Raw genomic sequence first — 12,706 nt, 5'->3', positions numbered from 1 at the left:
AATTTAGAAATAAAATAGGAAGTTAAACATGAAAAATTTAACGTTAAAAAAAGTCGCATTCGGCTTATTATTAGCTGGTTATGCTTCAAGTAGTGCATTTGCTGCTGTACTAACAGCAGAGACATCAGCGCCAATTCACGGTAATGCGCCAATACTTTCAAAGACAAGTGCGGATGTAGATCATACTGTGTCCTTAACAATTACAACTGATGCCGCAGGTCTAACACCAATTGCAGATACAGATCAGGTTAAAGTTGGTCAGTATTTTAAAATTTCATATAATTTGAAAGATAAAGATGGTGATGTTGATAATAAAAACATTGAAAAAACAGTTACTTTTTTCGTCAGACAAAAAGATGCTACTGGTAATTTTGGTGATTGGAAAAAAATCAATACACTTGAAGGTTTAACATCAACAGCAACAAAAAATGTAAATGGTGTGTCTGAAGGTACAATTATATTCAAGATCAATAGTGAATTTAGTGGTGCTGATGAAATTGGTTTCACCTTACAAGAACAGACAGAATTTGGTTTACCAAATACGAATAAATGGTTGAACGTATCTGATATCTGGTCAAAAGTGCCACCTGAAGTTGATAATAATCAGCCAACAAAACCTTCAGAGGAAAAACATGGTCCTGGTGATACCCCTCCTAGTAAAGGTCCTATTATCGATGATGGCTATAGAGTTGGTATTTTCAAATATGGTACTGACGGTAGTTTAGATTTAACTGTTAACTATACAGTTAAACCTGCGACAGGCGATGCACCAACACCTAAATATGGCGAAAAATATGGTGCTGTAGTATGGGACGACGCAAACAAAAACAATATTCCTGATGCAGGTGAGTTAGTGAAAACATCTTCGTATACATACACTTGGACGCTATCTAATGATCCAGCAGCAACAGCTGATTATCAGGATGCTGTAACTACTGAAGCTTTAACCGGAACCACTACTACAACAGGTACGAATGATACAATCTATTTAGGTAGTGAAGACGGTGCCAAGAATAATAATGAGCTTTATAACACTAAATACAAAGCTGGTGCGCAAGGTTACTTGTTGAAAGTTGCAACAGACAGATAATATTATTCGTATTGAATTAATATAGTTCTGTTTTTTAACAGATTAAAAACCACTCTTATGAGTGGTTTTTTTATTAGTTTTTTGTAAGTTACTATCTTTATAGCATGCTATTTCTATTATAGAATAAATATCACAATCACTTATTTGATAATATTATGATCATTCCTTGGCAAGAACTAGATTCAAATACGCTGAATAATTTAATTGAATATTTTGTGTTACGTGAAGGTACGGATTACGGTTTGCAAGAAATATCACTTATAGAAAAAGTAGATAATGTTAAATCTCAATTGATTGCGGGAAAAGCGGCAATTTTTTGGTCTGAACTGCACCAAACGATCGACATCAAGCTTGTTAAATAATCACTAAATTCCTTATAGCTTAGTATATAATTTATCGCTCAACTTTGTTATAGTGTGTAAATTGGAAATTGGATTGAGAGGAAGGAATAATGATTGGTAAACAGCACACGGATACAACATTAGAATGGTTTTTATCGCATTGTCATATTCATAAGTATCCCGCCAAAAGCACTCTCATTCATCAAGGCGAAAAAGCAGAAACTCTCTATTACATTGTAAAAGGCTCTGTTGCGGTATTAATTAAAGATGATGAAGGCAATGAGATGATTTTATCTTATTTGAATCAAAATCAATTTTTGGGCGAATTAGGTTTGTTTGAAGAAGGTACAGAACGAAGCGCTTGGGTTAAAGCTAAAACAAGTTGTGAAGTGGCCGAAATTTCTTACAAAAAATTTAAGCAACTTGTTCAAGTCAATCCTGATATTTTAATGCGACTTGCAAGTCAAATGGCAAGCCGTTTACAAGTAACATCAGAAAAAGTGAGTAATTTAGCCTTTCTAGATGTTGCTGGTCGCATTGCGCAAACGCTATTAAATCTAGCCAAACAACCCGATGCAATGACTCATCCCGATGGTATGCAAATCAAAATTACCCGTCAAGAAATAGGTCAAATTGTTGGCTGTTCGCGTGAAACTGTTGGTCGAATTTTAAAAATGCTAGAAGACCAACATTTAATTTCAGCACATGGTAAAACCATTGTGGTTTATGGAACCCGTTAATTGATGATGGCTATATTTGATCAAAACATTTATAAAAAGCTATATATGGATTGGCATGTCTCATGATTCAACAAAGATCTATTCCCAATCATGTAGCAATTATTATGGACGGTAATGGTCGTTGGGCCCAACAACGAGAGCAGTTACGCGCAGTTGGGCATAGGGCTGGTTTAAAAGCTGTTCGTAAAATTGTCAGTTATGCATCAACCTTAGGTGTTAGAGCTTTGACTTTATATGCATTTAGTAGTGAAAATTGGAAGCGTCCTCAAAATGAAGTTTCAGCATTACTTTCACTTTTTATTTACGCGTTAAATCGTGAAATGAAAAGTCTGCATAATAATAATGTGAAGTTAAATATTATTGGTGATATTTCGCAATTTAATGAACGATTGCAAACTATGATCATTAAAGCGGAACAACTAACAAAAGACAATTCTGGGTTAGTATTGAATATTGCAGCTAATTATGGTGGGCGATGGGATATTATTCAATCAACGAAAAAAATGGTTAAACATGTTTTAGATGGAAAAATCACTTTAGATGATATTACCGAAACATACTTTGCTTCACAAATAAGTATGAACGAATTACCCGATGTCGATCTCGTTATTCGCACTGGCGGTGAGTATCGAATTAGTAATTTTTTGTTATGGCAAATAGCATATTCAGAATTTTATTTTACTGATGTTTTATGGCCGGATTTTGATCAAGCTTTATTTGATAAAGCAATTGATGTTTTTAATACCCGAGAACGACGTTTTGGTGGTATTCAAGCAGAGGAACATTCATGTTAATTCAACGATTATTGGCTGCAATTGCGCTCATTCCACTTGTGTTAATTATACTTTTTTTTGCTCCATTATCCGTTTTTGTTGTTATTATGATGATAATTGGTGGTATCGCTGCATGGGAGTGGGCTCAATTCTTACATATTACTAACCAACAAAATAAATTGTTATTTGCTCTTCTAATTGTAGTGATATTGGCTGTACTTTATTTTATTCCAATTCCAATTGAATTAAAAATAACACTCTATAGCGTAATATTATCATTATCCATTATTTGGTGGTTAATTGCACTGATTTTAGTTATGACTTATCCCAAAACTGCACATTATTGGTTTAATTCAATTACATTAAAATTACTGTTTGCTTTTTTTACATTAGTGCCTTTTTTCCTTGGTATGGTGGGGTTAAGGTCGGTCAATTATAGTTCAAATTGTTATACAGGAGCGACTTTGTTGTTATATGTATTTGTTCTTGTATGGGCTACCGATACAGGCGCATATTTTGCTGGACGAAGTTTTGGAAAAAGAAAATTGGCACCAAAAGTTTCACCCGGTAAAACAGTAGAAGGATTTATTGGTGGAGTAAGTCTGGCAGTGGTTATTAGTGTTCTTGCTTATTTTTCGAATCTTATTAATATTAAATTTAATGTATTTTTTATTAGTTCATTATTGGCAATTTTGGTTTCAGTATTAGGTGATCTCACTGAAAGTATGTTTAAACGAGAAGCAGGTATAAAAGATAGTGGCAATCTGATACCTGGTCATGGTGGTCTTTTAGATCGAATAGATAGTTTAACAGCTGCGGTGCCTATTTTTACTGTATTATCTTTGCATTTACTATAAAAAGGTTATAGATTTTGCTTTGGTCACTGTTGTTATTTATCATTACTATCAGTATATTAGTGACTATACATGAATTCGGCCACTTTTTTGTAGCTCGTTTATGTGGAGTTCGTGTTGAATGTTTTTCCATTGGATTTGGAAAAAAAATATGGTCGCATAAATTTTCAAGTGGAACTGAATTGGTTATTGCTATGATTCCTCTTGGTGGTTATGTTAGAATGCTAGATGGAAGATCGAAAGAATTAGCAACCATTGATAAAAGCTCGGCTTTTGATAATAAAAAACTATGGCAAAGAGCTGCAATCGTATTTGCAGGTCCTATAGCTAATTTTGTTCTAGCGGCAGTAATTTATTGGGGTATTTTTTTACTTGGTGTGACAGTTTATCCTGTCAAAATTAAAGAAACGATACCCAATACGCCAGCATCGACAATAAATCTACCGGTCGATGCAGAGTTGAAAAAAGTAAATGATATTCAGATAGACAGTTGGAATGATGTAAATCTAGCTCTGATGTCGGTTATGGGGCAACATAATGTGTCTTTAATTTACTTAGTATCAACCAAAAATAGTACAGACGAAATTAGAAAAACTGTCGATATTAGCCATTGGCGATTTGATGTAGAGAAAGAATCAGCAATTACAACATTTGGTTTTATTCCTAAAGCGTTGGAAATTTATCCAATTGTGAGTAAAATTGTGCCAGAATCTGCAGCAGAAAAAGCAGGATTACAAATTGGTGATAAAATTATCAGTTATAATAATAAACTTTATACTAATTGGGATGATTTTTCAGCTGAGATAAAAAAAGCAAATAAACTAACATTGAAGGTCGAACGGAAGAATCATGATGTTGAACTGCTTCTTACACCGACCATTCAAAAAAATGGAGAGGGTGTAGCGGGTTTATATCCTTCTTCAAACGCGGTAGTTAAGCAGTATGGTTTTTTTGAAGGATTAGGTAAAGGCATTGAGCAAACAGTATTAACAACAAAATTAACTGTAGGTTCACTTTATCAGCTAGTGACAGGTGTTATTGGGCTTAAGCATTTATCTGGACCAATAACGATAGCAAAAAGCGCAGGGCAAACAGCAAGTTATGGTTTCACACCTTACTTATACTTTCTTGCTTTTATCAGTGTAAGTTTGGGGGTTATCAATCTTGTTCCATTACCAATGCTAGATGGCGGTCACCTTGTCTTATTATTATGTGAAAAGATTAAGGGAAAAGCTTTATCTAATATAACTCAGGAACGATTATTTCGTATAGGGTTTTTATTATTAATGGTAATAATGGGAATTGCACTATTTAATGATGTTTTACGATTGTGATGGGATGAGGTTATAAACATTTACAATGAAAATAAATAAATTACTTATAGCATCTTTGCTGTTTAGTACCACAGCGGTATACAGTTCTAACGCATTTTGTGTTGATGATTTTGTGGTAAAGGATATTAAATTCGAAGGATTACAACGGGTTACTCCGGGAGCGGCATTGCTTGAAATGCCTGTTCAAGTTGGTGATTATGTGAATGAGGCCGATCTAGGGCGTATCATCAAATCACTTTATGCGAGTGGCAATTTTGAAAACATTAGTGTTTCTCGTGATGGTGATCGATTAATTGTTCATGTTCAAGAACGGCCAACTATTGCAAGTATTACTTTTTCTGGTAATAAATCAGTCAAAGATGACATGTTAAAAAAGAATTTAGATAGTTCTGGAATTCGAGAAGGTGAAGCGTTGGATCGTACAATGCTTTCAGGAATAGAAAAAGGGCTAGAAGACTTTTACTATAGTGTCGGTAAATATAACGCAAAAATCAAAGCTGTTGTTACACCATTATCTCGAAATCGTGTTGATCTGAAATTAGTTATTGCAGAAGGAAAATCCGCATTAATCGATCAAATCAATATTGTCGGTGCGAAAGCTTTTTCTTCTGAAGAGCTTATTGCCCGTTTTTCTTTGCGAGATGAAGTTCCTTGGTGGAATATGCTTGGTGATCGTAAATATCAAAAACAAAAATTAGCTAACGATCTAGATGAATTACAAAGTTTTTACCTCAATCGTGGATATGCTCGATTTAATATTGAATCAACTCAAGTAAGTTTAACGCCAGATAAAAAAGGCATTTACGTCACCATTAATATTCATGAAGGTGAGCAGTACAAACTATCAGGCCTTGATTTTAAAGGCAATTTCGCTGGTCATAAAGATGCTATTGCTAAAATAGCAAAAGAAAACGTAACAATTGGTGAGCTGTATAACGGCAAAAAAATTACCGATGTTGAAGATAACATTAAACGTTTACTTGCTAATTTTGGTTATGCTTATCCCCGAGTGGCTATCCAACCAGAGATGGATGATGCCAACCATCAGGTCAAATTAACTGTCATGGTTGATGTAGGCCAACGTTATTATGTTCGTAATATTAAAATCGTTGGTAACACTGTTACTAGTGAGAGTGTTGTTCGTCGTGAACTTCGTCAAATGGAAGGGGCTTGGTTAAGTAACGGTTTAGTGGAACTAGGTAAAGATCGATTAAATCGACTTGGCTTTTTTGATACAGTCGAAGCAAACACTGAACGCGTTCCGGGCGTTGATGATCAAGTTGATATCATTTATAAAGTGAGTGAACGCAATACGGGTAGTATCAAATTTGGTGTTGGTATTGGCTCAGATAGTGGAATAAGTTTCAATGCTGGTATTTCACAAGATAACTGGTTAGGTACAGGTAACAGTGTATCGTTTGATGTGAATACTACAGATACTGACAAAACTGCATCTATCTCAATTGTTGACCCATATTTTACGGTGGATGGTGTTAGTTTAGGTGGAAGTATTTATTATAATACCTATAAAGCTGATGATGATAAAGATGAATCAGAATATTCGAGTAAAACATGGGGAGCCGCAGCTAATTTAGGTTTTCCAATTAGTGAGAACAATTTTGTTCGTTTTGGTACCGAATACGCAAATCATAAATTATCAGATATGAAAGCCCAATATGGTATGTGGCGATATTTTGATAAAATGGGTGAAAAAACAAAAGACAAACATTCTATATCGTTTGATACCAATGACTTATTATTAAATGCGTATTGGACTTATAATTCGTTAGATCGTGGTTTCTTCCCGACCGATGGTTTAAAAGTGACGGCTAACGCTAAAATTTCTGCACCAGTATTTGATAACCGTTTTTACAAGCTAGTTACTGATGCATCGTATTATTTACCATTTGATTCTGAACATCATTGGGTCTTTTTAACTCGTGGCCGTTTAGGTTATGGTAATGGTCTTGGCGGTAAAGAATTACCATTTTATGAGAACTTCTATGCTGGTGGTTCAACAGTACTTCGTGGTTTTAAATCAAATACCGTTGGTCCTAAGGCTGTATATTTCAATAACAGTAAAGGCTGTAGTGGTTTAGATGATACAAGTACATGTACAAGGTCTAAAGATGCGGTTGGTGGTAATGCTATTGCTTTTGCTAGTACTGAATTAATAGTGCCAACACCATTCATTGGTGAAAAATATGTAGATAATGTTCGTACCTCTGTATTTTTTGATGCTGGTACAGTATGGGATACCGAATGGGACTTTAAAGGACATAATATTCCGGATTATAGCTCTCCATCTGATATAAGAATGTCAGCGGGTTTAGCTGTGCAATGGATGTCCCCTTTAGGACCATTAGTCTTTTCTTATGCACAGCCGTTTAAAAAATATAATGGAGACTCGGCTCAACAGTTCCAGTTTAATATAGGATCGACATGGTAATGCCATGTCAAAATTAATAAATAGACATAGGTGATAAAAGTGAAAAAAATTATTTCAGTTCTAGGTATAAGTGCTGCATTATTGTTTACAGGTATGGCAAATGCAGAAGTGAAAATTGGTGTGGTTGATGTTATGTCAGTTTTACAAAAAATGCCACAACGAGAAACAGTAGGTAAAGCATTAGATAAGGAATTTGAAGCAAGAGCTAAATCTCTGCAAGACGAAGAAAAGAAAGCAGGAGATGCTGCTGCTCGTCTCAAAAAAGATGGTCTGACTTTATCTGCTTCTGAAAAAACTAAATTAAACAAAACAATTTCTGATTTTGAAAACAAAGCTAAAGCATTTTCAGCTGATTATCGTAAACGTGAAACAGAAGAAGCCGGCAAATTATTAACTAAAATTCAAGAAGCGGTTAAAGACATTGTTACTACTGAAAAGTACGATATCATTTTAAAAGCTGAAGCGACATTATCAGCATCAGATGCTGTAGATATCACAAATAAAGTATTGGAAAAGGTTAGTAAATAATGTCAGCTTTTTGTTTAAAACAACTAGCTCAACAGCTTGATGCGAAGTTACATGGTGATGGTGAATTATCCATCACCGGTATTGCTTCAATGCAAAGTGCAAAATCAGGACAAATTACTTTTTTGTCTGATAAAAAATTGCAAAGTAACTTATTAGAATGCAAAGCTTCTGCTGTTGTGATGACAGAGGATAGTCTTGAATATTGGAAGGGTGCTGCTCTAATTGTCAAAAATCCCTATCTCGCTTATGCAAAATTAGCTCAGTTACTTGACAGTACACCTGTACCCGCTGAAGGTATAGCAACGACTGCTGTAATAGATCCAACAGCAAAATTAGGTACTAATATTTCGATTGGCGCAAATGCTGTTATCGAAAGTGGTGTTGTACTTGGTGATAATTGCATTATTGGTCCTGGTTGTTTTATAGGAAAAAATACGACGATTGGCTCAGGGACAAAATTATGGGCTAATATCTCTGTATATCATAATTGTATAATTGGTGATAATTGTTTAATTCAATCCGGTACCGTCATTGGTGCAGATGGATTTGGATACGCTAATGATCGCGGTAAATGGATTAAAATCCCACAATTAGGTCGGGTTATCATTGGTAACAATGTAGAAATTGGTGCTTCAACAACAATTGATCGTGGTGCACTTGATGATACAGTAATTGGTGATGGCGTGATTATCGATAACCAATGCCAAATTGCGCATAATGATGTAATCGGTGATCATACTGCGGTCGCTGGTGGCGTTATTATGGCGGGAAGTTTAACTATTGGTCGTCACTGTATGATTGGTGGAGCGAGCGTCATTAACGGGCATATGGAAATATGTGATCAAGTTACCGTAACAGGAATGGGAATGGTTATGCGCCCTATTAAAGAGCCTGGCGTTTACTCATCAGGGATCCCATTACAAGAAAATAAAGTATGGCGAAAAACCGCTTCATTGGTATTACATATTGATGAAATGAATAAACGTTTGAAAGCGCTTGAGAAGAAACTATTAAATGTCTCGACGTAGGCGATTACGGTCGGTATAATGCTTGCCTATTTTATCAATTTTTTTAGCTCAATTATTAAGTTAAACTAATTTTGAGCAGATATTATTTAATAATTTTGAGGTATGAAGATGCAAGTTTCGGTAGAAACAACACAGGGTTTAGGTCGACGTTTATCAATTACAATTAAAGCAGAAGACATTAAAAAAGCGGTTGATAAAGAACTCATTAATACGGCAAAAAAAGTACGTATTGATGGCTTTCGTAAAGGAAAAGTACCTTTAAAAATTGTTGAGCAGCGTTATGGGGCTTCTATTTTACAAGATGCATTAAGTGATTTAATGCAACGAAATTTTGTTGATGCAATTATTCAAGAAAAAATCAATCCAGCTGGCGCACCAACTTATTCTCCTACTCAGTTTAAAGAAGGGCAAGATTATACTTATACGGTTGAATTTGAAGTTTATCCTGATGTTAAAATTAAAGATTTAGATAAAATTGAAGTTGAAAAACCTGTCGCTGAAGTAAATGATGCTGATATTGATACAATGATCGAGACTTTACGTAAACAACAAGGCACTTGGAAAGAGGTAGATCAATCTGCACAAGAACAAAATCGTGTTACTTTAGATTTTGTTGGTCAAGTTGATGGTAGTGAATTTGAAGGTGGAAAAGCGGATAATTTTACTCTAGTTTTAGGTCAAGGTCGTATGATTCCTGGCTTTGAAGATGCAATTGTTGGTCATAAAGCTGGTGATAAATTTGATATTAACGTCACTTTCCCTCAAGACTATCATGCTGAAAACTTAAAAGGTAAACCGGCTGTTTTTGCTGCGACCTTAAACAAAGTTGAAGAGCTAGAACTACCTGAATTAAATAAAGACGTTATCAAACGATTTGGTATTGCTGATGGTACTGTTGAAAGTTTACGTGCAGAAGTGCGTAAAAATATGTTACGTGAGCTTAATGCAACTATTCGTAACAAAATAAAAGCTCAAGTCATTGATGGTTTAGTTAAAAATAATGAAATTGATGTTCCTAATGCCTTAATTGAGCGCGAAATTGATGTATTACGCCAACAAGCAGTCTCTCGCTTTGGTGGTAATGTGAAACAAGCAATGGAATTACCTAAAGAACTTTTTGAAGCAGAAGCGAAACGTCGCGTATCGGTGGGATTACTATTTGGTGAAATCATTGAAAGTAATAAACTTAAAGCTGATGAAACACGAGTGAAATCATTAATTGATGAAATTGCAACAGCTTATGAAGATCCAAAAGAAGTCATAGAATATTATCATAAAGATAAAAAAGCTATGGATAACCTTCGTTCTGTAGCATTAGAAGATCAAGTTGTTGATTTATTATTAGCTAGCGCTAAAGTAACAGATAAAAATTACTCATTTTCTGAATTAATGAATCAACAAGTAGCTTAGTTTTTTTTATTATCTGTTTCATTTAATCAAAAAGATCACTTTAGAGCCCAAATAAGGATTGTCTGTTTGGGCTATTTTGTTTAATTAGGAGATGAAAATGCCTTTAGAACCATATATGAGCGTTATTCCAATGGTTGTTGAACAAAGCTCGCGAGGAGAAAGAGCTTACGACATATACTCACGATTATTGAAAGAACGCGTTATATTTTTAACTGGTCAAGTTGAAGATAATATGGCGAATTTAATTATTGCTCAGATGTTATTTCTAGAAGCTGAAAATCCCGAAAAAGATATTTATTTATATATTAATTCACCTGGCGGTGTCGTCACAGCAGGCATGGCTATTTACGATACAATGCAATTTATCAAACCAGATGTAAGCACTATTTGTTTGGGACAAGCATGTTCAATGGGGTCACTACTACTGACTGCTGGTACTAAAGGTAAACGTTATTGCTTACCTAATGCTCGGGTTATGATTCATCAACCATTAGGTGGTTTTCAAGGACAAGCTTCCGATATTCAAATTCATGCTCAGGAAATTTTACAGGTAAAAAGTCGGTTGAATAGTATTTTAGCCAAGCATACCGGTCAAGATATCAGCGTGATAGAAAAAGATACCGATCGTGATAACTTTATGTCTGCCGAAAAAGCAGTTGAATATGGATTAGTTGATGCCATATACAGTAAACGATCATAATAAATAAATTAGGTGGTAAAAGTGAATAAAGAAAGTTCTGAAAAATTACTCTATTGTACTTTTTGTGGGAAAAGTGAACATGAAGTTCGTAAATTAATTGCTGGTCCATCATCTATTTATATTTGTAACGAATGCATAGGATTATGTAATGATATCTTAAAAGAAGAAACTAAAAGCTTCCTTTCTCATGAAGAGTTTATTAGCAAACCTTTACCAACTCCACATGAAATTCGAAAACATCTTGATGAATATGTGATTGGTCAAGATCGAGCGAAAAAGGTTTTATCCGTTGCTGTTTATAATCACTATAAGCGCTTACGTAATCATGCTAGCCGTAATGATGTTGAATTAGGTAAAAGTAATATTCTATTAATTGGGCCAACTGGTAGTGGTAAAACATTATTAGCTGAAACGTTAGCGCGTTTTTTAGATGTTCCTTTCGCTATGGCTGATGCAACAACGCTAACTGAAGCTGGTTATGTCGGTGAAGATGTTGAAAATATCATTCAAAAGTTATTACAAAATTGTGACTATGATGTTGAAAAAGCTCAACGAGGAATTATTTATGTTGATGAAATCGATAAGATTTCTCGAAAATCTGATAATCCATCTATCACTCGAGATGTATCTGGTGAAGGCGTTCAACAAGCACTTTTAAAAATTATTGAAGGAACTATTGCTTCGGTTCCACCTAAAGGTGGGCGTAAACATCCGCAGCAGGAATTTTTACAAGTTGATACTTCTAAAATTTTATTCATTTGTGGTGGCGCATTTAGTGGTTTAGATAAAGTTATCGAAAATCGAGTTTCTACTAACACCGGCATAGGTTTTGGCGCTGATGTTAAAAGTACTAAAAATAAAGCAACAGAATCCGAATTATTGGCGCAAATCGAATCGGAAGATTTAGTCAAATTTGGTTTGATTCCAGAATTTATTGGACGATTACCAGTGATTGGCACATTGTCTGAACTGGATAAAGAGGCTTTAATTAGTATATTGACTGAACCGAAAAATGCATTAACAAAACAGTTTGAAACACTTTTTGATTTAGATGGTGTTGAACTTGAATTCACTCCAGAGGCATTAGCTGCTATTGCAACTAAAGCTTTAAAACGAAAAACTGGAGCACGAGGCTTGCGTTCAATTGTTGAAAATATTTTGTTAGATACTATGTATGACTTACCATCAAACAAAAATATTAAAAAAGTGATAGTTGAAAAAGAAACAGTTGAACAGTCTCAAACACCAAGTTTAGTATACCGAGATAATGTTGAGCTTTCAGCATAATTTTAGATATGCTTGTTAGTTTTTGGCTCACAAGCATTAGTTCAAATAGTTTAGGTATAATTACGTATAGATCGTATAGATATTGTCAAGATGTTTCAGGAATAGTATGTATTTAAATCATAAATAATAGACTTGAATATCTAAAAACGACCCCAATATCAACATAATAGGT

General features: G+C 34.6%; 12 protein-coding genes. All 12 read left to right on the top strand.

Annotated features, from left to right (window positions below):
• Positions 1-28 precede the first annotated feature (28 nt).
• On the top strand, positions 29-1,090 hold the full coding sequence (locus tag J3U63_RS08730) for a hypothetical protein (RefSeq protein ID WP_267343988.1): 1,062 nt from the start codon (positions 29-31) through the stop codon (positions 1,088-1,090).
• A 155-nt stretch (positions 1,091-1,245) separates the two neighbouring features.
• Complete coding sequence (locus tag J3U63_RS08725; protein ID WP_065634209.1) at positions 1,246-1,452, top strand: YheU family protein; 207 nt, start codon at positions 1,246-1,248, stop codon at positions 1,450-1,452.
• Positions 1,453-1,541: 89 nt separating this feature from the next.
• A complete protein-coding gene (gene crp / locus J3U63_RS08720; RefSeq protein WP_416379580.1) occupies positions 1,542-2,171 on the top strand; it encodes a cAMP-activated global transcriptional regulator CRP in 630 nt (209 codons plus the stop codon).
• 62 nt (positions 2,172-2,233) lie between these two features.
• Positions 2,234-2,965, top strand: coding sequence for an isoprenyl transferase (locus J3U63_RS08715; protein WP_267333620.1), 732 nt, complete (start codon positions 2,234-2,236; stop codon positions 2,963-2,965).
• Entirely contained in the window at positions 2,959-3,801 is an 843-nt protein-coding gene (locus tag J3U63_RS08710; protein WP_267343987.1) for a phosphatidate cytidylyltransferase, read from the top strand. Before J3U63_RS08715 ends, J3U63_RS08710 begins: the two co-directional genes overlap by 7 nt.
• 14 nt (positions 3,802-3,815) lie before the next feature.
• A complete protein-coding gene (rseP, locus tag J3U63_RS08705) occupies positions 3,816-5,132 on the top strand; it encodes an RIP metalloprotease RseP (protein WP_323849525.1) in 1,317 nt (438 codons plus the stop codon).
• Positions 5,133-5,157: 25 nt separating this feature from the next.
• Positions 5,158-7,581 carry an outer membrane protein assembly factor BamA gene (gene bamA / locus J3U63_RS08700; protein ID WP_267371292.1) on the top strand — a complete coding sequence of 808 codons (2,424 nt, stop codon included), beginning with the start codon at positions 5,158-5,160 and terminating at the stop codon, positions 7,579-7,581.
• A gap of 39 nt (positions 7,582-7,620) precedes the next feature.
• Positions 7,621-8,109, top strand: coding sequence for an OmpH family outer membrane protein (locus tag J3U63_RS08695; protein ID WP_267333617.1), 489 nt, complete (start codon positions 7,621-7,623; stop codon positions 8,107-8,109).
• Positions 8,109-9,137, top strand: a complete 1,029-nt coding sequence (gene lpxD / locus J3U63_RS08690; protein WP_267333616.1) for a UDP-3-O-(3-hydroxymyristoyl)glucosamine N-acyltransferase — start codon at positions 8,109-8,111, stop codon at positions 9,135-9,137. The genes J3U63_RS08695 and lpxD overlap by 1 nt, the downstream gene beginning before the upstream one ends.
• A gap of 108 nt (positions 9,138-9,245) precedes the next feature.
• Positions 9,246-10,547 (top strand): trigger factor, encoded by a 1,302-nt coding sequence (gene tig / locus J3U63_RS08685; RefSeq protein WP_267333615.1) that lies wholly within the window; start codon positions 9,246-9,248, stop codon positions 10,545-10,547.
• A gap of 97 nt (positions 10,548-10,644) precedes the next feature.
• The gene (gene clpP, locus J3U63_RS08680) at positions 10,645-11,247 is read left to right on the top strand and encodes an ATP-dependent Clp endopeptidase proteolytic subunit ClpP (protein ID WP_304364024.1); all 603 of its coding nucleotides are present in this window, start codon (positions 10,645-10,647) and stop codon (positions 11,245-11,247) included.
• Between the two features lie 21 nt (positions 11,248-11,268).
• Positions 11,269-12,534 carry an ATP-dependent protease ATP-binding subunit ClpX gene (gene clpX, locus J3U63_RS08675; RefSeq protein ID WP_267333614.1) on the top strand — a complete coding sequence of 422 codons (1,266 nt, stop codon included), beginning with the start codon at positions 11,269-11,271 and terminating at the stop codon, positions 12,532-12,534.
• Positions 12,535-12,706 lie beyond the last annotated feature (172 nt).

The organism is Gilliamella sp. B2838, assembly GCF_026536185.1.
Taxonomy (GTDB): Bacteria; Pseudomonadota; Gammaproteobacteria; order Enterobacterales; family Orbaceae; genus Gilliamella.
The sequence above is the reverse complement of the archived record's forward strand: the minus strand, read 5'-3'. Positions and strand labels throughout refer to the sequence as shown.